The sequence below is a fragment of the Brevundimonas sp. SH203 genome, assembly GCF_002157625.1.
Lineage (GTDB): Bacteria > Pseudomonadota > Alphaproteobacteria > Caulobacterales > Caulobacteraceae > Brevundimonas.
Window position 1 is genome coordinate 654701 of the sequence record NZ_BDMM01000002.1, and the last position, 21164, is coordinate 675864.

Here is a 21164-nt window from a genome sequence, read left to right on the forward strand (position 1 = left end):
GACCTGTCCCGAGGCTGGGGCGCATATAGAAGCCCCTGCGTCAAAGTCAAGTATTCATGGTTTTTGCGGGCTGCCCGACACGGCCGGCTCGATCAGCGTTTCTTGCCCAGTTCGGCGGCGATGTCCTTGGTCATGCGGCCGACCTTGCGGTGGGCGGCCGTGATCTGGTCCTTGGTCACGCCCCAGCGCTTCATCCAGTATTCGACGGCCTGACGTTCGGACAGGTCCAGCCGGTCCTTGTCGATGAAGCCGCGTTTGTCCTTCAGTCCCGCCATCGGGTCGTCTCCGTCTCGTTTCTATTGGGGCCTAAACGCAAATCGCCGGGCGGAGTGATCCGCCCGGCGATCCCGTTCGCTGCAAATGCGAGATCAGCGCTTGCCGAAGATCATGTCGCCCAGCTTGGCGAAGAAGCCCTTGCTTTCCTCGACCTTGGGAGCTTCGGCCTTGGGCGTCGCGGCCGGCGCGGGCTTGGGGGCCTCGACGGGTTTGGCGGCCTCGACCGGCTTGGGCGCAGGCGCGGCGGCCGGGGCGGGCGACGGTGCGACAGCGGCGGGAGCCTTGGTTTCGGTTTTGGGCGCAGCGGCGGCCTTCGGCGCCGTGGTCTTGGGTGCGGCGGCCTTGGTCGCGGCGGGCTTTGCAGCGGGTTTGGCGGTCGCCTTGGGCGCGGCCTTGGCGGCCGGCTTTGCGGCGGCGGGCTTGGCCGCAGGCGCCTTGGCGACGGGTTTGAGCGTCGCGGTCTTTGCGGCGGTCTTCGGAGCCGCTGCCTTTGCGGCGGGCTTCGGCGCAGCAGCCTTCGGAGCCGCCTTGGAGGCGGCGGCCTTCGCCGCCACAGGCTTGGCGGTCGCGGCCTTCGCCGCAGGCTTTGCGGCTGCGGGCTTGGTCGCGGCGGCCTTGGGCTTTTCGGCCGGCTTCACGGCCTTGGGCGCAGCGGCCTTGGCGGCGGTTTTCTTGGACGCCGGTTTGGCGGTCGCCGACTTTTCGGCGGCAGGTTTAGACGCGGATGGTGCTTTGGCCATGTATTTCCCCGACCCCTCGGTTTAGACGAACGCGACAAACGGGCCGGCACAGCGCCGGGCCGCAATGATTCGCCATGATACCGGTGTTTGAGAAATGTCCGAGTCCGCTCTTCAGATAATCGCCCGCGGCCCCCGCGCCGCCGCCGAGGCCGCCGCAGAGGCCATCGACCTCGATCCCCGACTGGAGGGCGCGACCTATTCCATTCTGGAGGAGGACGAGGATCGCGAGATCTGGCGCATCGACGCTTTCCCGACGACCGACGACGAGGTCGAGGGGCTGAAGGCGGTCCTGGCCGGTCATGCGGTGACGGTGGAGGTTGAAAAGCTGGCCGACGCCGACTGGCTGGCCATGTCGCTGTCGGGCCTGCCGCCGGTCGAGGCCGGGCGGTTCTTCGTCTATGGGGCGCACGATCAGGGCAAGGTGCCGGAAGGGCGGGTCACGCTGAAGATCGACGCCGGCGCGGCCTTCGGCACCGGCCACCACGGCACGACGGTGGGATGCCTGGAGGCGTTCGATAATCTGTTGAAGACCGAGACGTTCGAAAAGGTGCTGGACGTCGGCTGCGGCACGGGCGTCCTGGCCATTGCGGCGGCCAAGACCGGATCGCCTATCGCGGTCGGCACCGACATCGACGAGCCGTCGGCCCGCATCGCCAACGAGAACGCCGAGATCAACGACGCCAAATGCGACTTCTATTTCGCCGACGGACTGAGCGATCCGCGCATCGCGCAGCATGCGCCCTATGATCTGGTGTTCGCCAACATCCTGGCCGCGCCGCTGGTGCATCTGGCGCCCGAGATCGGCGCTGCGCTGAAGTCGGGCGGGGTCGCCATCCTGTCCGGCCTGCTGCGGACGCAGGAGGAGCGGGTGCTGGAGGCCTATCTGCCGCTGGGCTTTGCGGTCGAGCAGACCATCCATCATGACGCCTGGAGCGCGCTGCAACTGCGCAAGGCCTGAGGAAAGACGATGCGCCAGACCTTCGACGAAACCACCGATCCGTCCTTCGGGGCCAAGCACCTGCCGCTGCTGCGTGCCGAAATGGCGAAGCAGGGGCTGGACGGCTTTCTGATCCCGCACGAGGACGAGCATCAGAACGAGTATCTGCCCGACGCCAACGAGCGGCTGGCCTGGGCCACGGGCTTCACCGGCTCGGCCGGGGCTGCGGTGGTGTTCCAGGACCGGGCCAGCATGTTCACCGACGGGCGCTACACTGTGCAGGTCAAGGCCCAGACCGATCCGGCCCTGTTCGAACGGCGCGACCTGAACGATGTCGCCGCCTATCTGGAGACGGCGGCGAAAGGGGCGGTGATCGGTTACGATCCGCGTCTGCACAGCCCCGACGCCTTGGTCGGTTTCAAGGGGGCGGCCGAGAAGGCGGGGGCGACGCTGAAGCCCGTGGACGCCAATCCGCTGGACCTGGCCTGGGGCGCGGATCGCCCGGCCCAGCCGACGGCGCCGGTCGTGCCGCACGAGGACGCCTATTCCGGCGAAAGCCATGCGTCGAAGCGGGCGCGGATCGGCAAGGCCGCCGCCGATGCGGGCGCGGACGCCGTTGTGCTGACCGCGCCCATGTCCATCGCCTGGCTGTTCAATGTGCGCGGCGGCGACGTGATCCGCTCGCCCCTGCCGATCGGTCAGGCCGTGGTCAAGGCGGACGGGCGGGCGCGGCTGTTCCTCGATCCGGCCAAGGTGACGAATGCGCTGCCTGAATGGCTGGGCGACGCGGTTCAGCTGGAGGCGCCCGAGCGGCTGGGCGAGGCGCTGGACGGCCTGGCCGGGCGCAAGGTGATGATCGACCCGTCCCTGTCGTCGGCCTGGTATTTCGACCGGCTGGAGCAGGCGGGGGCGACGGTGGTGCGGGCGATGGACCCCTGCGCCGTGCCGCGCGCCGTCAAGAATGCGGTCGAGATCGAGGGCAGCCGCCAGGCCCATATCCGCGACGGGGCGGCGCTGAGCCGGTTCCTGCACTGGGTCGATACGGTGGCGCAGGAGACGCTGCCGGATGAGCGCGAGGTGGTCGAGACGCTGGAACGGTTCCGCGAGGCGACCGGCGCGCTGAAGGATCTGAGCTTCGACACCATCGCCGGGGCCGGGCCGAACGGCGCCCTGCCGCATTACAAGCCGGTCGGCGCCACGATCCGCAAGGTCGAGAAGGGCTCGCTGCTGCTGGTGGACGGCGGCGGCCAGTATCTGGACGGCACGACCGACGTGACCCGCACCATGGCCATCGGCGAGCCGACCGAGGATCAGAAGCGCAAGTTCACCCTGGTCCTGAAATCGCACGTCGCCATGGCGACCATCCGCTTCCCGGCCGGGACCAGCGGCATGGCGCTGGACGCCATCGCCCGGGCGCCGATGTGGGCGGCGGGGCTGGATTACGATCACGGCACCGGCCACGGCGTCGGCAGCTATCTGGGCGTCCACGAGGGGCCGCAGCGGATCGCCAAATGGGGCACCAGCCAGCCGCTGCTGGAGGGGATGATCCTGTCCAACGAGCCGGGCTATTACCGCGAGGGCCATTGGGGCATCCGCATCGAGACGCTGCAGGTGGTGACGCCGGCTGTGGTCCCGGAAGGCGGCGAGCGGCCCATGCACGGGTTCGAGCAGCTGACCTTCGCCCCCATCGACCGTCGGCTGATCGCCGTCGAGATGTTGACCCCGGACGAGCGGGCCTATGTCGACGCCTATCACGCCGAGACCCTGGCCAAGGTCAGGCCTCTGATGGACGGCGCGGCGGGCGAGTGGCTGAAGGCGGCCTGCGCGCCGCTGTGATCCCGGACTGATCCGATGACCATGATCGGCGCCATCGCCCTGCTGCTGTTCTGCCAGCTGGCCGGGGAGGTGATCCATCGGCTGACGGGCCTGCCGCTGCCGGGCGCGGTCATCGGGCTGATGCTGCTGCTGGCCTGGCTGGCGCTGGTGCCGAAGGAGCGGCCGACGCTGACGGCGGTGACGGGCTGGCTGACGGCGCATCTGTCGATCATGTTCGTGCCGGCGGCGGTGGGGTTGATCGACGAGGGCGGGCCGCTGTCGCGATACGGCGTCGGGATTCTGGCGGCGACGGCCGTGTCGACGCTGCTGACCATGGTGGTGACGGCCGTGGTGTTCCGCTGGGCGGTCAAGCGGTTCGGGCCGCCCGAGCCCCAGCCGGAAGCGGTCGAGGAGGCGGCGTCGTGAAGGATTTGCTGACCACGCCGCTGTTCTGGCTGGCCCTGACGCTGGTGGTGTTCGAGGGCGCCGACCAGATGTCGCGGCGCAGCGGGCGCCATCCGCTGTGCCACCCGGTCCTGCTGGCGACGCCGGTGTTGATCGGCCTGCTGCTGCTGACCCGCACGTCCTATGCGACCTATGGGTCCGGGACGCAGGCGCTGAGCTTCCTGTTGGGACCGGCGGTCGTGGGGCTGGCGGTTCCGGTCTGGGCGCAGCGCGATCTGATCCGGCGGCTGGCCCTGCCGATCGGCCTGGCCCTGATGGCGGGCGCCGTGACGGCGGTGGTCAGCGCGGTCGGCGTGCTGGCTCTGTTCGGGGCGCCGCTCGAAATCCTGGCCTCCATCGCGCCGAGGGCGACCACGACGCCGGTGGCCATGGCGGTGGCCCAGCAGTTGGGCGGAGTGCCCGCCCTGGCGGCGGTGATCGTGCTGATCGCCGGGGTGATCGGGGCGATGACGGCGACGCCGTTGTTCAACGCCATGAAGATGACCGATTACCGGGCGCGGGGCCTGGCGGTCGGCGTCTCGGCGCACGGGTTCGGCGCGGCGCGGGCGTTCCAGGTCGATTCGACCGCCGGGGCCTTCGCCAGCCTGGGGATGGCGCTCAACGCCGTGGCGACGGCGACGCTGCTGTCGGTTCTGGCGCTCCTTCTGTAGCGGGCGCGGCGGGCGGGCAGCGGCGGATGCGCTGGACCGGGCAGGGCAGGGCCTCCAGCGCGGCGGTCATGGCCGCATAGCCGGTGGCGACCGGGCCGTCGTAGGTCTTCCAGTCGCGGATGTCGCTGCCCGCGACCTGAGGCAGGACCAGGACGTCGGCGTCGGCGCGGGCCTGCTCCATCTCCGTGTCGGTGGTGATGGTCGCCGACCGCATCAGGATGGAGACGATGGGCGGGCCGCTCTTCCAGGCGCCCGACAGCACCCATTTCCACCAGGAGGGCGGATTCTCCAGCGCCTGGGGATCGACGCCGCGCGTCTGGGACATATCCACGCCGACGATGGGGCCGCTGTTCAGCTGGCGCATGACGCTGGTGGGGAAGTTCTTCAGCACGGCGCCGTCCACCAGCACCTGACCGTCGATGACGACGGGCGGCAGGACGCCGGGAATGGCGATGGAGGCGCGCATGGCCCGGCGCATCAGGCCGGTGCGATGCACCTCGATCCGGCCCGAGGTCAGGTTGGACGACACCGCGAAGAAGGGCAGGGCCAGGTCCGCCAGGTCGATGTCGCCATAGGCGCGCTGCAACAGGCCCGCGACCTTGCGCGCGCGGGACATGGCGATGATCGGCACGGCGAGGTCCGACAGGGGATCGGATTCGACGAAGGCGCGGCGGATTTCGAAATCCAGCCGCTCGTGATCCCAGCCCAGGGCCGGGCCGGCGGCGACGACCGCGCCCATCGAGGCGCCGCCGGCGAAGTCGATGGGGACCCCGGCGTCCCGCAAGGCCTTGACCGCGCCGATGTGGCAATAGGCGCGCGCCCCGCCGCCCGACAGCACCAGACCGACCGCCGTGCCGGTGACGACGCGGGCGATCCGCTCGGCGTCGGTCGCCAGACCCTCGACGCAGTGGAACCAGCGGTCGGGCTGAAGCGCGTCCAGCCAGACGCGGGTGTTGGCCGGATGATGCATCCGGGGATCGCGCAGCAGGATCAGATCGGTCAGCCGGCGCCCGTCGCCGAAGCCGTGACGACGCGGCACGGACGACGGCGGCGCCAGAAGCCCGCTGCCGACGATGAACATCCGGTCCACCTGGCGCGCGCACAGATTGGACCAGGCGGGCTGATCGTGTTCGGCGACATAGAGGACGTAGTCGTGTTCGCCCTCGACGCGGCTGAACCATTCGGACGCCGAGGTCAGGGCCGACTGGTCGATGACCTGGCAGGTGAAGCCCATGGCCTGGATGGCCGCGCCGATCCGCTCCACGAAGGCGCGGATGGGGCGGGGGCGGGCCGAGACGAAGCCGAAGACGCTGGGCTCGGACGCGCCGGAGGAGCGTTCGCGCGCGCGCCGGATCATCAGGCGCGACAGTTCGACCATCAGGTCCGGCTCGGTGCGGGCGGCCTCGAAGAAGGCCTCGCGCGGCAGGGCCAGGATTTCGCTGTCGCGCAGGGCGACGACGGTGGCGGTGTGGGGCGTGCCGGCCAGCATGGCCATTTCGCCCACCGGCTCGCCCGCCTTGACCACGCCCAGCATATGCGGCGGCTGATCCGCCTCCATGCGGAAGACGCCGAGCCGGCCCGAGCGCAGCAGATACAGGGTGTCGGCCGGCTCGCCCTCGGCGAACAGCGGCTCGCCGCCGGTCAGGGCGAACCAGCTGGCGCGGTCGATCATGCGACCTTCGAAAATGCGCGCGAGCGACGCCGCCAGCGTATCGGGACGAACCGTGGCCATGGAAAGGGTTGTAGGCGAGATTCCGGGGCGGGTGGAATGGGTCTGACGCGGACACGCGAAAGCGGCCTCGCGCTTTCGCAGCGAAGTTGGAGGGCTGGGCGGAGCGCCGGGCCTTCGCCCGGAGTTTGGTTTCAGAGTTACCGTTTCGACGAAGGTGTTGACGCTCCGCGCGGAAGGTTGGCCTGCAAGCTCGGGGCGTCGAGCGGTGGCGGTCTTATCGCCTAACCCCATAAGCCTGCGACGGGTCGGCGGGGTCTGCGAAACCCCGTCCCGAGTGCGGCCGAGTATCCCCCTCGACCCTCCGACGGCGCTCCATGAGTCGCCGCCGGCGCGATGGAGTTTCACCACCGCTCCCGTTCCCTCCGCTCTCGCCGCCGCAAGGTCGCAGGCCAGGCGAGCCCTCCATGCGACGAGACGGGTTTAGAATACGCCCGTTTCGGAGGGGGGATGGGAGATGAGGGACATAATTCGGCAAGCGGTTGGATTCGCTGGGAATGCACCAGCCGCATTGTGATGGTTGGGGGCCTTCGTCTCCTCCCCATGTCATGGGGAGGTGGCTCGGAGCGGAGCGGAGAGCCGGAGGGGTTCTTAGCCGCATCGCAGGCGCCAGTGAGGCTTCAAGAGCCCCTCCACCGCTTCGCGGTCCCCCTCCCCATGAGTGGGGGAGGAGACGGTGGGCGAGTCCTTCTCCCGAGGGAAGAGGGGCGTTGTTTGGCTGCCTCGTCGGCGGTGTTGGCGTCGCTTCCCGCGTTGCCCGTGACCGCGCGGGCGGGTAGAGCGTTCGGCTTCTCCCGCCCAGCCGAAGTTTCAGACCATGCACGACATCAGAGCCATTCGCGAGAACCCGCAGGTTTACGTGGCGGGCTGGTCGTCGCGCGGGGTGGAGGAGGCGGATGGGCTGGTCGCCGACATCCTGCGGCTGGACGCCGAACTGCGTCACGCCCAGACGACGGGTCAGGACGCCCTGGCCAGGCGCAATGCGGCCTCCAAGCTGATCGGCGCCGCCATGGGGCGCAAGGACATGGCCGAGGCGGATCGCCTCAAGGCCGAGGTCGAGACGCTGAAGGGCGACATCGCGGCGGCGGCCGAGGTCGAGGCGCGCGTCGGCAAGGAATTGCGCGACCTGCTGGCGGCCCAGAAGAACCTGGCGGCCGAGGACGTGCCGGACGGCGAGGACGAGGCGGGCAATGTCGAGGTTTCGACCTGGGGCGAGCCCCGTCGGAGCGGCCCGGCCAAGGATCACGCCGACCTGGGCGAGGCGCTGGGGCTGCTGGACTTCGAGGCGGCGGCGAAGATGTCGGGCGCGCGGTTCGCGGTCCTGAAAGGCCAGTTGGCGCGGCTGGAACGGGCCGTGGGCCAGTTCATGCTGGATATGCAGACGGATCAGCACGGGTATCTGGAAGTGAACCCGCCCTATCTGGTGCGCGACGAGGCGATGTTCGGGACCGGGCAGTTGCCGAAGTTCAAGGACGATTTGTTCGCGGCGACTTCGTTTGATTTCGACAAGTTGCTTGAAGACTACAATGCCCTGACGGCCGCGATGTGGGAAAGCAAAGAGGCGGGCCAAGAGGTTGCGGCCATGAAGGCTTTCTTCCGTCGGGTTGCTGTCGCCCACAAAGGCCCTGAGATTGCAAAGCACTTTCTCATCCCCACCGCCGAAGTCTCCCTGACGAACCTCGTTCGGGAGACGATCCTGTCCGAGGACGAACTGGCGACGCCGATGCGGATGACGGCGCTGACGCCGTGCTTCCGGGCCGAGGCGGGGTCGGCGGGGCGCGACACGCGCGGGCTGATCCGTCAGCACCAGTTCTCCAAGGTCGAGATGGTGTCGATCACGCGGCCGGAGGACTCCGACGCCGAGCATGAGCGGATGACGGGCTGCGCCGAGGCGGTGCTGAAGGCGCTGGAGCTGCCGTTCCGGCGGATGCTGCTGTGCAAGGGCGACATGGGCTTTTCGGCGCAGAAGACCTTTGACCTGGAGGTCTGGCTGCCCAGCCAGGGGACCTATCGCGAGATCAGCAGCTGCTCGAACTGCGGCGACTTCCAGGCGCGGCGCATGGACGCCCGGTTCAAGCGCGCCGGCGAGAAGAAGACCGAGTTCGTCCATACGCTGAACGGCTCGGGCCTGGCGGTCGGCCGGACGCTGGTGGCGATCATGGAGACCTATCAGCAGGAGGACGGCCGCATCGCCGTGCCCGCCGTGCTGCGGCCCTATATGGGCGGGCTGGAATTCGTGGGCGGGCAATGAATTTTCCGCTCATCCCCGCGAAGACGGGGACCCAGTGCTTTGGGCGACAATCGGATGATGTTCGCGCGCCCTTGATCCAACGCACTGCCGAGCGACAGAACGGGGTCCCCGCCTTCGCGGGGATGAGCGGAGTTTGAAGTGCGGATTCTTCTGACCAACGACGACGGGATCGAGGCCGAGGGGCTGGCCTGTCTGGAGCGGATCGCGCGGACGATCAGCGACGACGTCTGGGTGTGCGCGCCCGCCGTCGAACAGTCGGGCAAGGGGCGGGGGATCACCCTGACCGAGCCGCTGCGCGTGCTGAACCTGGGCGAAAAGCGGTTCGCGGTGACGGGGACGCCGACCGACTGCGTCGTGCTGGCCGTCAACGACCTGATGCCGGACAAGCCCGATCTGGTGCTGTCGGGCGTCAATCGCGGGCACAATATCGGCGAGGACGTCAGCTATTCCGGCACGGTGGCGGGCGCCTTGCAGGGGATGGCGTTCGGCATCCGCTCCATCGCCCTGAGCCAGAGCCTGGAGCGCTTCCATGACGAGGTCGTGGCCCACTGGGAGACGGCCGAGGCCTTCGCCCCCGCCATCATCGCCCGGCTGCTGGAGCAGAAATGGGCGCCGGGCGTGGTGATGAACCTGAACTTCCCCAACCGCCGCCCCGAAGAGGTGGATCAGGTCGAGGTGACGACCCAGGGGTTCCGCGACGTGGGCGAGATGCACGCCGTGCGGCGCACCGACCTGCGCGGGCGCGACTATTACTGGATGAGCTTCCGCGGCGAAAAGCGCGAACACGCCGAGGGCACGGACCTGAGGGCCATCGACGAGGGGCGGATTTCGGTCACGCCGCTGCACATCGACCTGACCCATATGTCCAGCGTCCACGACCTGAAGAAGGTGCTGGGCGGGGCGCCGCCGAAGAAGACGGATCGCGCCGCTTGAACCTGCACGACGACCGCGCCGGCCGCCTGATCCTGTCGCTGCGCCAGCAGGGGGTCACGGAGCCGCGCGTGCTGAAGGCGATGGAGAGCATCGACCGGGCCGTCTTCGTACACGAGAAGTTTCTGGACCAGGCGTGGGAGGATCAGGCCCTGCCGATCGATTGCGCCCAGACGATCAGCCAGCCCTATATCGTCGGCCTGATGACCCAGGCGCTGGACGTGCAGGCGCGGCACCGGGTGCTGGAGATCGGCACCGGCAGCGGATACCAGTGCGCGGTGTTGAGCCGGCTGGCGCGCTATGTCTATTCGGTCGAGCGCTACCGCAGCCTGCTGATCGAGGCCGAGGCGCGGCTGCGGACGCTGAAGATTGAGAACGTCATCACCAAGCACGGCGACGGCGGACTGGGCTGGGCCGAACAGGCGCCTTTCGACCGGATCATGGTCACGGCCGCCTCGCCGACCGAGCCGACCGAACTGCTGAAACAGCTGAAGCCGAACGGGGTGCTGGTCGCGCCGGTGGGCCGGACCTCGGTGCAGATGCTGCATCGCTACGTCGGCCAGGGCGACGGCGCCTTCCGTCGCGAAAGCCTGACCGAAGTGCGGTTCGTGCCTCTGGTCGAGGGGACGGCGAAGGAGGGGTGACTGGTGAGTCGGGAAGAGTGAGTGGTGAGTAGTGAGCCAGAGGGCGACCGATCACGATTCACCACTCACTACTCACCTGCTTGCCTGCTCCATTAACCTTCGTGCCCCAATTCCGCGACGATTGCGGGGTTGGCTTATGGGGCGCGAGCGGGCACACCGGGCGGGCGAGTTTAACCATGCGAGGAGCGGCCGGTGGCGGTGATTTCGGGCTGGATGAGAGCGGCGTTGATCGCGGGGGCGTCGCTGAGCGCGGCGGCCTGCATGACCTATCCGTCCGAGCCGCGGTACTCCACCCACGCCTCGCCCGCGCCGGCGCCGGATCGCGGCGCCTATCCGCCCGCAGGCGGTCGGCCGTCGGCCTATCCCGGCGGGGCGCAGACCCAGCCCAGTCGCCCCGCGCCCTATGAATCGCCGCCGCCGGCGACGGCGCCCATCGGTCAGGTGGAGGGCGGGGCCCTGCCGCCGCCGGTGACGGTGACGCCCACCCAGCCGACCTATACGCCGCCCGCCGCTCAACCGCCCGCGTCGCAGACACCCGCCTATCAGTCCCCGGCTGCAGCTCCGTCGGGTTCGACGCGGCCCGGCGCGGCCTATGTGATCCAGCCGGGCGATACGATCTCGGGCGTCGGGCGGCGGTTCCAGACGCCGGTGCAGACCCTGATCGACCTGAACGGCCTGGGGCCGCGCGGCGCGATCACCAGCGGCCAGCGAATCATCCTGCCCGAGGCGGCGGTGGATACGGGCCACGACCCCTATGCGACCGGCGCCTCGCCCGTCGGGGTTCTGGTGCCCAACAACGGCGTGATTCCGCCGCCCCCGCCGCCGCGTTCGGGCAATGCGGCCCTGCCGGTGCAGACGCGGCCGACGCCCGCGCCTGTCACCCAGGCCGGAACGCAGGCTGGCGGGTCCGCCGTGGCGACGGGCCAGCCGAACCTGCTGTGGCCTGTGCGGGGCGACATCGTGCGCCGCTTCGGTCCCGTCGGCATGGGCGAGCGCAACAACGGCATCAACATCGGCGCCTCGGCCGGGGCGGCGGTCAGCGCCTCGGCGCCGGGACGGGTGGCCTATGTCGGCAGCGACCTGGTCGGCCAGGGGCTGACGGTGCTGGTCGTCCACGCCAACGGCTGGCGCACCGTCTATGGCCATCTGGGCTCGGCGACGGTGAAGGACGGCGACGACGTGCGCGCGGGCCAGCAGATCGGCACCGTGGGCCTGACCGCCGGCGACGGCCGCCCTTCGATCCACTTCGAGACGCGCCAGATGCGCGGCGACGACCCCGTGGCGGTCGATCCCCTGACCGTATTGCCGCGCTGACGTTTTAGCCGCGTTGCATTCTTCAGGGACCAGCCCTAGGTTCCGCGCCTCGTTTTAATGGGGGCGCCGACGAGGGCCGCCCTTTTTCGTATTCGGAGACTACCCATGGGCGGAGCGGCTGACGGCGGCTTGATGGCGCAACTGATCGGCTTCGCGCCCATCATCGGCATCTTCATCCTGTTCTACTTCCTGCTGATCCGTCCGCAGCAGAAGCGCGCCAAGGAACATGCGACCGCCATCGCCGCCGTCAAGCGCGGCGACACCGTGGTCCTGGGCAGCGGCATGATCGGCAAGGTGACGCGCGTCGAGGACGCCGAGGTCAATGTCGAGATCGCGCCCAGCGTCAATGTGCGCGTGGTCAAGTCGATGATCGCCGAGGTGCGCAACCGCACCGCCATCGCCGCCAACGATTCCAAGGCCTGATACGCGCTCGTATCGCTGAGACCCGGACCGCCTCATGATTCAGCTGTCGCGCTGGAAAGTCATCCTCGTCGTCGCCTCGGCGATCATCGGCTGCCTTCTCGCCTATCCCAACCTGTTGAGCCCGGCCCAGCGCGAGGCGCTGCCCGGCTGGTTGCCGAAGAACGCGCTGAACCTGGGGCTGGACCTGCAGGGCGGATCGTATCTGCTGCTGGAAGTCGACGTGCCGAAGATGCGCGAAAAGCGCGTCACCAACCTGATCGAGGACGTGCGGGTCACGCTGAACGCGGCGGGCATCGCCACCAACGGCTTCCAGCGTGAAGCCGGCGGCGTGGTCGCCACCCTGGCCAATCCGGCCCAGACCGATGCGGCCTTCAAGGCGCTGCAGCAGTTGGGCGGACAGGCGGGACCGGGCGGTCAGGTCGAGCGTGCGGCGACGCGCCTGGGCGACGGCCGCGTGCGCTTCGCCTATACCGACGCCGCGCTGAACGGCATGGGCGCGACGGCCGTGGATCAGTCGATCGAGGTGGTGCGCCGCCGGATCGACAGCCTGGGCACGCGCGAACCCTCCATCACCCGTCAGGGCGCCGACCGGATCGTGGTCCAGGCGCCGGGCGAGAGCGATCCGTCCAAGCTGGAGGAGGTCATCGGCCAGACGGCGCAGCTGACCTTCCAGATGGTGGACGTCGAAAACTCGGTGAACGACGCCCTGGCCGGCCGCGTGCCGCCGGATTCCGAACTGCTGCAAGGCGAGGACGGCACCCCCTATCTGGTCAAGAAGCGCGTCCTGGTGTCGGGCGAGAACCTGACCCGCGCGGGCGTCGGTTCGGATCAGAGCGGCCGCCCAGCCATCGACTTCCGCTTCGACGGCGCCGGCGCGCGCCGATTCGGCGAGGCGACGGCCGCCAACCTGCAAAAGCCCTTCGCCATCATCCTGGACGGCAAGGTCATCTCGGCCCCGACGATCCAGAGCGCGATCACCTCGGGTTCGGGCCAGATCACCGGCAACTTCTCGATCCAAGAAGCCTCGACCCTGGTGAATCTGCTGAACGGGGGCGCCCTGCCGGCGCCGCTGAACGTGGAGGAGCGCCGCACCGTCACCGCCGAACTGGGCGCAGATGCGGTCGCCGCCGGCGCCCTGTCGACCGCCGTCGGTTTCGCCATCATCGTGATGTTCATGATCCTGGCCTACGGCCTGCTGTTCGGCGGCGTGTCCGTGGTCGGCCTGGTGCTGAACGGCGTGCTGATCGTGGCGGCCATGTCGCTGACGCAGGCGACGCTGACGCTGCCGGGCATCGCGGGTCTGATCCTGACCTTCGCCGTGGCCGTGGACGCCAATGTGCTGATCTACGAGCGGATGCGCGACGAGGCCCGGTCGGGCCGCAGCGTGATCGCCTCGATGGACGCCGGCTTCAACAAGGCCATGGGCACCATCATCGACGCCAACCTGACCACCCTGGTCGCCGCCGGCATCATGTTCGTGTTCGGGGAGGGGCCGGTGCGCGGCTTCGCCTGGACCCTGACCATCGGCGTCTTCACCTCGGTCTTCTCCTCGGTCCTGGTCGCCCAGGTCCTGCTCGGCTACTGGCTCAAGAAGGCCAAGCCCAAAAAACTGCCGATCGCGGAGTGATGGCGATGCGTGGATGGCCCCTTATCAAGCTGCTGCCGCAGAAGACGAATTTCCATTTCGTCAAATATTCGCGCGCGGCCGGCGTTGTCTCAATCCTCCTGTGCGTGGCCTCGATCGTGGCCTGTTTCGTGCCGGGCCTGAACATGGGCATCGACTTCCGGGGCGGCGCCTCGATGGAAGTGTCCAAGCCCGCCGGTCAGGAAATCCAGCTGGATCGCGTGCGCGAGGCCGTGAACGGCCTGAACCTGGGCGACGTGCAGGTGCAGGGCATCGCCCGGCGCGACACCAACGTCGATGACGGATCGACCGCCATCCTGCGCTTCCAGGTGCCGGAGGGCCGCGACCAGACCCAGGTGGTCCAGCAGGTCGAGGGCGCGATCAGCAAGGCCGTGGGCCAGGTCAACTATTCGGGCGTCAGCGTCGTCGGCTCCAAGGTGTCGGGCGAACTTTTCACCTCGGGCCTGTTGGCGCTGGGCGTCGCGATCGGCCTGATGTTCCTCTACATCTGGTTCCGGTTCGAACCGCAGTTCGGCTTCGGCGCCGTGGTCGGCCTGCTGCACGACGTGATCCTGACGTTCGGGCTGATCGTGCTGTTCAAGCTGGAGTTCAGCCTGAACATGGTCGCCGCCGTCCTGACCGTGATCGGCTATTCGATGAACGACACCGTCGTCGTATTCGACCGCCTTCGCGAGAACCTGCGGAAATACAAGACCATGCCTTTGCGCGACGTGATCGACCTGTCGCTGAACGAGACCCTGTCGCGGACCATCATCACCGGCGTCACCGCCGTCATGGTGCTGGCGGCCCTGGCCATCTTCGGCGGCGAGGCCCTGTTCGGCTTCTCGGTCGCCCTGATGTTCGGCATCGTGATCGGCACCTATTCGTCGATCTATGTCGGCGCGCCGATCATCCTGCTGTGGGGCGTGCGGCGCGGGGGCGGGGCGTCGGACGACGCCAAGCCGATCAAGCTGGGCATGGCCAGCCGACCGTGACGAACCCTGGCCCTCTGACCGCGTTGATCCGTTCATGACCGACAAAGGCAAGGACACGATAGGCGAGAGCGAGGGCAAGCATCTCAGCCACTGGCGCCAAAGCACGATCAGCGAGCCGGGATTCGCCGACCAGAGCGACGTCTTCTTCGCCGCGATCCAGATGACGCGGATGCCGATGATCATTTCGGACCCGCGTCAGCCCGACAATCCCATCGCCTTCGCCAACAACGCCTTCCTGGACCTGACGGGTTACGAGGAGGCGGAGGTCAAGGGGCGCAACTGCCGCTTCCTGCAGGGCGCGCAGACGGATCGCGAGACGGTGCGGGAACTGCGCGAGGCAGTCGCGGCCAAGCGCGCCATCGCGGTCGAGATCCTGAACTATCGCCGGGACGGCAGCCCGTTCTGGAACGCGGTCTTCATGGGGCCGATCTTCGACGAGAAGGGCGAACTGCTCTATTTCTTCGCCAGCCAGCTGGACGTGACGCGCCGCCGCGAAAGCGAGCAGGTGTCGCGCCAGGCCCAGAAGATGGAGGCCATCGGCCAGCTGACCGCCGGTCTGGCGCACGACTTCAACAACCTGTTGCAGGTGGTGGGCGGCAGTCTGGAGCGGATTTCGGCCGCGCCCGACGATGTGGAACGGGTCAAGCGGTTCGTGACCGTGGCCTCGACCGCCGCCGACCGCGGGGCCAAGCTGACGCAACAGCTGCTGGCCTTCGCGCGCCGCAGCCGTCTGGAGCCCAAGGGCGTGGACATGACCGAACTGGTCAGCTCCATCTCCGACCTGCTGGACAGCGCCGTGGGGTCCAAGATCGACCTGTCGCTGCATCTGCGCCGGCGCCTGCCGCGCGTCATGGTGGACCCGGTTCATCTGGAGATGGCGCTGCTGAACGTGCTGGTGAACGCGCGCGACGCCTCTGGACACGGCGGGGCGGTGACGGTCAGCACCGAGACCCTGACGCTGAACGGCGACGCCGCCTCGCGCGACCTGACGCCCGGCGACTATGTGACGCTGACCGTTTCGGACGACGGCGAGGGGATGCCCCAGCACGTCCTGGCGCGCGCCACCGAACCCTTCTTCACCACCAAACCGACGGGGCAGGGCACGGGGCTGGGCCTGGCCATGGCCCACGGCTTCACCCAGCAGTCGGGCGGCCGGCTGGAGATCGAATCCCGGCCGGGCGACGGGACCAAGGTGCGGATGATCTTCCCCGTCGCGGCGGCGGCCGATGGTCAGGGCGACGCCCCGTTGTCGCGGTTCCGGCCCGATGCGGTGGACGACGATGCGCCGCCGAGAATCCTGGTGGTGGACGACAACGCCGAGATCGCCTCCCTGGCGCGCGATACGCTGGTCGAGACCGGCTACGAGGTCGCCGTGGCGCTGAGCGGGGAAGAGGGGCTGGAGCTGTTCGAGACGGCGCTGGCGGAAGACAATCCGTTCGATCTGGTGTTCACCGACGTCGTCATGCCCGGGGGCATGAACGGCCTGGTGTTCGCCGGACAGATCCGGGAGCGCAGCGAGACGGCCGCGATCCTGATGACCACGGGCTATAACGACCAGATGGCGCTGGACGGGCCGCAGGCGGAGGCGATGGACGTGCTGGGCAAGCCCTATCGTCGCAGCGAACTGATCGACCGCGTTCAGACGGCCCTGCGTCAGGGACCGCGCAAGGGGCCCGGCCGCCGCACGTCCGATTTCGGACCCGCGACGGCCTGACGGCTTAACTCAGCGCAGCGAGGCGGTGAAACGCTGGATGCGGGCGCAGGCCTCTTCCAGCACCGCGTCCGAAGTGGCGTAGCTGATGCGGAAATAGGGGCTGAGGCCGAAAGCCTCGCCCTGGACCACGGCCACGCCCTCGGCGTTCAGCAGTTCGGCGGCGAAGGTGGAATCCCCGTCGATGACCACGCCGCCCTCGGTCGTCTTGCCGATCAGGCCGGCGATGGACGGATAGACGTAGAAGGCGCCCTCCGGCGTGGCGCAGGTGACGCCCGACGCCTGGTTCAGCATCGACACGACCAGATCGCGACGCTTTTCGAAGGCCGCCTTGCGTTCGGCCATGAAGTCCTGCGGCCCGTTCAGCGCCTCGACCGCCGCCCACTGGCTGATGCTGGCGGGGTTGGAGGTGGTCTGGCTGGCGACCTTGCGCATCAGGTCGATCAGCGCCTTGGGGCCGCCGGCGTAGCCGATGCGCCAGCCGGTCATGGCGTAGGCCTTGGACACGCCGTTGACCGTCAGGGTGCGGTCGATCAGGTCCGGCGCGACCTGGGCGATGGTGGTGTATTCGAAGTCGCCATAGACCAGATGCTCGTACATGTCGTCGGTCAGCACCCAGACGTGGGGATGGCGACGCAGCACCTCGGCCAGGGCTTCCAGTTCGGCGCGGGTGTAGGCGGCGCCGGTGGGGTTGGACGGGCTGTTCAGGATCAGCCAGCGGGTCTTGGGCGTGATCGCCGCCTCAAGCACGGCGGGCAGCAGCTTGAAGCCGTCCTTCTCCTCGCCGACCACGGTGACGGGCTCGCCGCCCGCCAGCAGCACCATGTCGGGATAGCTGACCCAGTAGGGGGCGGGCACGATGACCTCGTCGCCAGGGTTCAGGGTGGCGACCAGGGCGTTGAAGATGACAGGCTTGCCGCCCGGCGCGACGTGGATCTGGGCCGTCGTATAGTCCAGGCCGTTCTCGCGCTTGAACTTGGCGACGATGGCGGCCTTCAGCTCGGGCATGCCGTCGGCGTCGGTGTATTTCGTCTCGCCGCGATTGATCGCGTCGATGGCGGCCTGTTTGACGTTGTCGGGGGTGTCGAAGTCCGGTTCGCCGGCCCCAAGGCCGATCACGTCGCGACCTTCCGCTTTGAGCTTCCGGGCCTGGGCGGTCACGGCGATGGTGGCCGAAGGCTTGACGCGGGCGAGGGCGGAAGATTGCAGGCTGGACATCATAATCCCGTCGATTTGAAAGATTCATGCCGGGGAGGCGGGGTTGTTTACGCGCCGTCGCCGCGCGGGACAATGCGCTGACGCTCGCTAATGCCGACAACGGGTGATAAGCGGCGGCTCTGATGCGCTGGATCGTCGATTTTCTGTCGAACATGGAGGCGCGCCGCTGGCGGGCGGTGCTGGCGACGGCCTTGCTGCTGGGCGCGATGGCGGCCCTGTTCGCGGTGGGCAAGAGCCAGCTGGGGCTGGAAGCCGAGGATCAGTTGGAAGCCTGGCTGGCCGGGTTCCGGCATGGGCCGTGGGGGCTGGTCGCCGCCATCGTGGTCTTCACCGTCTCGGCCTTCTTCGGCGCGCCGCAGTTCATCCTGATCGCCGCCTGCGTCGTGGCGTTCGGGCCGTGGTTCGGATTCCTCTACAGCTGGATCGCGACCGTGGTGTCGGCGGGCGTCACCTATTGGCTGGGGCGCGGGCCGACGGCGCGGCTGCTGGAGCGGCACGGCGGCAAGACGGTCGGGCGGCTGACGCGGTTCGTGGGCAAGAACGCCTTCTACGCCAGCTTCATGATCCGCAACGTGCCGTCCGCGCCCTTCATCGTCGTGAACATGGCGTTCGGCGCGGCGCGGGCGTCGTTCCCGGGCTTTCTGGCTGGTTGCGCCCTGGGGGTTCTGCCCAAGACCGCCCTGGTGGCCTTCTTCGGCGGATCGTTCATGACGGCGGTCAGCGGCGACGGCGTCTGGACGTCGGCCATACTGGCGGGCGTGGCCCTGGCCTGGCTGGTGCTGATGCTGTTGGTGCGAGAAGTGGTCAAACGGCGCGAAGCCGCCAAGGGAGACTGAACCGATGGCCCGCCCGATGGTGCAGCGCGAGGGACCGTCCGCCGTCTGACGATCCGGGAGGCGCTGCGGCCCGGTAATCCCCACGCTGCGGCGCGCATGTGCGGTTCTGTAATGACGAGACTGTCATCGGGGCTTGTATTCCCGGTTTCATACAGGCAAACCCGCCGGCGGTAGGCGTGGCGAAGACGATCAGGAACTGTCCGGCGTGGGGATGTCGAGGCAGTTGGGGCGTCGCCAGGTCGACTGCGAACACTGAAGACGCCCTGGCCAGCTAACAACGGTATCGATTCCCATGAGTTTTTCCCTTTTCGGCGCGATCTCGAACGACATCGCGATGGACCTGGGCACCGCCAACACCCTGATCTACATGAAGGGCAAGGGCATCGTCCTGAACGAGCCGTCGGTCGTGGCGCTGAGAAATGTCGGCGGCCGCAAGGTGGTTCACGCCGTGGGCATCGAAGCCAAGCAGATGCTGGGCCGCACGCCGGGCCACATGGAAGCCATCCGCCCGATGCGCGACGGCGTCATCGCCGACTTCGAAGTCGCCGAAGAGATGATCAAGCACTTCATCCGCAAGGTGCATAATCGCAAGGGTTTCGTGAACCCCAAGATCATCGTCTGCGTGCCGTCCGGCGCCACGGCGGTCGAGCGCCGCGCGATCAACGACAGCTGCCTGAACGCCTCGGCCCGCCGCGTGGGCCTGATCGACGAGCCGATGGCCGCCGCGATCGGCGCCGGCCTGCCTATCCACGAGCCGACCGGCTCGATGGTCGTCGACATCGGCGGCGGCACGACGGAAGTGGCCGTCCTGTCGCTGTCGGGCATCGTTTATTCGCGTTCGGTCCGCGTCGGCGGCGACATGATGGACGACGCCCTGATCAGCTATATGCGCCGCAACCATAATCTGCTGATCGGCGAAACGACCGCCGAGCGCATCAAGAAGGACATCGGCACCGCCCGCATCCCCGCCGACGGCGAAGGCCTGTCGATCGAGGTCAAGGGCCGCGACCTGATGCAGGGCGTGCCGCGCGAGGTCCGCGTGTCCGAACGCCAGGCCGCCGAAGCCCTGGCCGAGCCGGTGACGCAGATCGTCGAGGCCGTGAAGGTCGCGCTGGAAGCCACGCCGCCGGAACTGGCGGCCGACATCGCCGACAAGGGCATCATGCTGACGGGCGGCGGGGCGCTGCTGCGCGGCCTGGACGTCGAGATCCGCGATCACACCGGCCTGCCGGTCTCGGTGGCGGACGATCCGCTGTCGTGCGTGGCCATCGGCTGCGGCCGCGTGCTGGAACATCCGCGCTGGATGAAGGGCGTGCTCGACTCCGCGCTCTGATCGCGCCGTCGACCTCTTGCGCGGCCGGGCGAAAGCTTGGCCGCGAATCCTTTGCCCGCCTGCACGATCACGGTTTCATTCCGGCCTTGATTTTGCGATAGGCAGGACGTGCGGCGGGAGGCGTCCCGCCGATTCCAATCCTTTTGAGTGAAAGGTCGCCCGTGGCGTTTCGCGACGGACCTTTTGAGAACATCAAGGTGCCGCTGGCGTGGACCGCCGCGGTGGTCGCTGTCGTGGCCATCGTCGGGGCCGTGGTGTTGCTGCTGGGCGACCGGCCGACGGCCGAGGGCGGCTCCAGCATGGGCGCGGCGCGCGGCGGGTTCGAGACGGCGGCCGGGCCGGTGGGCGGCGTTCTGGCCGCGCCCGTGCGCTGGGCCGGCGGCGTGCGCGACTATATCGGCGGCTATTTCTTCGCCATCGGCGAGAACCGGCGGCTGAGGGCCGAAAACGCCGAACTGCGCGAATGGCGCGATCAGGCGATCGTGCTGAAGAACATCAACAGCCGCTATGAGGCCATGCTGGGCCTGCGGGTCGAACCGGCGGTGCCGATGGCGACGGCGCGGGTGATTTCGGACGCGCGCGGGCCGTTCAATCGCGCCAAACTGCTGGACGTCGGCTCGGCCCAAGGCGTGCGGATCGGCAATCCGGTCGTCAGCGAACACGGCCTGGTCGGGCGGATCACCGGCGTCACCCCGCGCGTCAGCCGTATGGTGTTGCTGAACGACGTGGCGTCGCGCACTCCGGTCATGATCGAGCGCACCGATGCGCGCGCCATGCTGACCGGCGACGGCGGCGACAGCCCGCGCCTGGAGTTCATTCGCGGGGCGGGGGCGGTGCAGGCCGGCGACCGCATCCTGAGTTCCGGCGACGGCGGCGGTCTGCCGCGCGGCCTGCCGATCGGCGTGGCGGCCAAGGGCGTGGACGGCGCCTGGCGGGTCAAGCTGTTCAGCGACCACGGCGCCATCGACTATGTGAAGGTGCTGCTGTTCCAGAGCTTCGGCCAGCTGGTCAGCCCCGAGGCGTTGAACGCGCCGGCGCTGGCGGGCCTGACCACGGCGCCCGAGCCGAACGCGACCGAACTGGGCGCCATTCGCGACGCCGCCGCGCGTCGTCAGGCGGCTCAGCAGGCTCAACAGGCCCAGGCCCAGCAACAGGCCCAGCAACAGGCCCAGCAACAGGCCGAGCGGGCGAGGGCGGCGACGCCTGCGGCCGCGCCGCCGGCCGCCGCCACGACCCGTCCGACGACCGCAGCGGCCCGTCCCGCCGCGCGCAC

At 68.7% G+C, this 21164-nt stretch carries 19 protein-coding genes; 15 read left to right on the plus strand and 4 right to left on the minus strand.

Annotation, left to right across the window (positions count from 1 at the left end):
* Nucleotides 1–92: 92 nt before the first annotated feature.
* The gene (locus tag SH203_RS07105) at nt 93–275 is read right to left on the minus strand and encodes a DUF3606 domain-containing protein (protein WP_087120133.1); all 183 of its coding nucleotides are present in this window, start codon (nt 273–275) and stop codon (nt 93–95) included.
* 93 nt (nt 276–368) lie between these two features.
* Nucleotides 369–1016: a transcriptional regulator gene (locus SH203_RS07110; protein ID WP_143275695.1), complete on the minus strand. Its 648-nt coding sequence runs from the start codon at nt 1014–1016 to the stop codon at nt 369–371.
* Between the two features lie 94 nt (nt 1017–1110).
* Between SH203_RS07110 and SH203_RS07120 the strand changes: the two genes are divergently transcribed.
* The 4 genes from SH203_RS07120 to SH203_RS07135 are packed head-to-tail and all read left to right on the plus strand — an operon-like array spanning nt 1111 to nt 4883.
* Complete coding sequence (locus SH203_RS07120) at nt 1111–1974, plus strand: 50S ribosomal protein L11 methyltransferase (protein ID WP_087120136.1); 864 nt, start codon at nt 1111–1113, stop codon at nt 1972–1974.
* 9 nt (nt 1975–1983) lie between these two features.
* The gene (locus SH203_RS07125) at nt 1984–3789 is read left to right on the plus strand and encodes an aminopeptidase P family protein (RefSeq protein ID WP_087120137.1); all 1806 of its coding nucleotides are present in this window, start codon (nt 1984–1986) and stop codon (nt 3787–3789) included.
* A 15-nt stretch (nt 3790–3804) separates the two neighbouring features.
* A complete protein-coding gene (locus SH203_RS07130; protein WP_234989411.1) occupies nt 3805–4194 on the plus strand; it encodes a CidA/LrgA family protein in 390 nt (129 codons plus the stop codon).
* Nucleotides 4191–4883: an LrgB family protein gene (locus SH203_RS07135; protein WP_087120138.1), complete on the plus strand. Its 693-nt coding sequence runs from the start codon at nt 4191–4193 to the stop codon at nt 4881–4883. The genes SH203_RS07130 and SH203_RS07135 overlap by 4 nt, the downstream gene beginning before the upstream one ends.
* Here the strand turns inward: SH203_RS07135 and SH203_RS07140 are convergent.
* The gene (locus SH203_RS07140) at nt 4831–6615 is read right to left on the minus strand and encodes a patatin-like phospholipase family protein (protein WP_087120139.1); all 1785 of its coding nucleotides are present in this window, start codon (nt 6613–6615) and stop codon (nt 4831–4833) included. The two genes, SH203_RS07135 and SH203_RS07140, sit on opposite strands and share 53 nt — an antisense overlap.
* 814 nt (nt 6616–7429) lie before the next feature.
* On the opposite strand from SH203_RS07140, the gene serS reads away from it, so the two are divergent.
* The 8 genes from serS to SH203_RS07180 all read left to right on the plus strand — a co-directional run bounded on the left by serS (nt 7430) and on the right by SH203_RS07180 (nt 16507).
* A complete protein-coding gene (serS, locus tag SH203_RS07145; RefSeq protein WP_087120140.1) occupies nt 7430–8863 on the plus strand; it encodes a serine--tRNA ligase in 1434 nt (477 codons plus the stop codon).
* 138 nt (nt 8864–9001) lie between these two features.
* A complete protein-coding gene (surE, locus tag SH203_RS07150) occupies nt 9002–9796 on the plus strand; it encodes a 5'/3'-nucleotidase SurE (RefSeq protein ID WP_087120141.1) in 795 nt (264 codons plus the stop codon).
* Complete coding sequence (locus SH203_RS07155; RefSeq protein WP_087120142.1) at nt 9793–10437, plus strand: protein-L-isoaspartate(D-aspartate) O-methyltransferase; 645 nt, start codon at nt 9793–9795, stop codon at nt 10435–10437. The genes surE and SH203_RS07155 overlap by 4 nt, the downstream gene beginning before the upstream one ends.
* 192 nt (nt 10438–10629) lie before the next feature.
* Nucleotides 10630–11751, plus strand: coding sequence for a M23 family metallopeptidase (locus SH203_RS07160; RefSeq protein WP_234989412.1), 1122 nt, complete (start codon nt 10630–10632; stop codon nt 11749–11751).
* A gap of 105 nt (nt 11752–11856) precedes the next feature.
* A complete protein-coding gene (yajC, locus tag SH203_RS07165; protein ID WP_087120143.1) occupies nt 11857–12174 on the plus strand; it encodes a preprotein translocase subunit YajC in 318 nt (105 codons plus the stop codon).
* A 34-nt stretch (nt 12175–12208) separates the two neighbouring features.
* Nucleotides 12209–13801: a protein translocase subunit SecD gene (gene secD / locus SH203_RS07170; RefSeq protein WP_087120144.1), complete on the plus strand. Its 1593-nt coding sequence runs from the start codon at nt 12209–12211 to the stop codon at nt 13799–13801.
* On the plus strand, nt 13801–14793 hold the full coding sequence (secF, locus tag SH203_RS07175) for a protein translocase subunit SecF (protein ID WP_087120145.1): 993 nt from the start codon (nt 13801–13803) through the stop codon (nt 14791–14793). Before secD ends, secF begins: the two co-directional genes overlap by 1 nt.
* Before the next feature lie 34 nt (nt 14794–14827).
* On the plus strand, nt 14828–16507 hold the full coding sequence (locus SH203_RS07180) for an ATP-binding protein (RefSeq protein WP_087120146.1): 1680 nt from the start codon (nt 14828–14830) through the stop codon (nt 16505–16507).
* A gap of 9 nt (nt 16508–16516) precedes the next feature.
* Here SH203_RS07180 and SH203_RS07185 read toward each other — a convergent pair whose 3' ends face one another.
* Nucleotides 16517–17722: a pyridoxal phosphate-dependent aminotransferase gene (locus SH203_RS07185; RefSeq protein ID WP_087120211.1), complete on the minus strand. Its 1206-nt coding sequence runs from the start codon at nt 17720–17722 to the stop codon at nt 16517–16519.
* Nucleotides 17723–17844: 122 nt separating this feature from the next.
* Between SH203_RS07185 and SH203_RS07190 the strand changes: the two genes are divergently transcribed.
* The 3 genes from SH203_RS07190 to mreC all read left to right on the plus strand — a co-directional run.
* Nucleotides 17845–18558, plus strand: a complete 714-nt coding sequence (locus SH203_RS07190) for a TVP38/TMEM64 family protein (protein ID WP_087120147.1) — start codon at nt 17845–17847, stop codon at nt 18556–18558.
* A 292-nt stretch (nt 18559–18850) separates the two neighbouring features.
* On the plus strand, nt 18851–19891 hold the full coding sequence (locus SH203_RS07195) for a rod shape-determining protein (protein WP_087120148.1): 1041 nt from the start codon (nt 18851–18853) through the stop codon (nt 19889–19891).
* Nucleotides 19892–20052: 161 nt separating this feature from the next.
* Nucleotides 20053–21164 (plus strand): rod shape-determining protein MreC (mreC, locus tag SH203_RS07200; RefSeq protein ID WP_087120149.1); only part of this gene is annotated, 1112 nt, incomplete at its 3' end.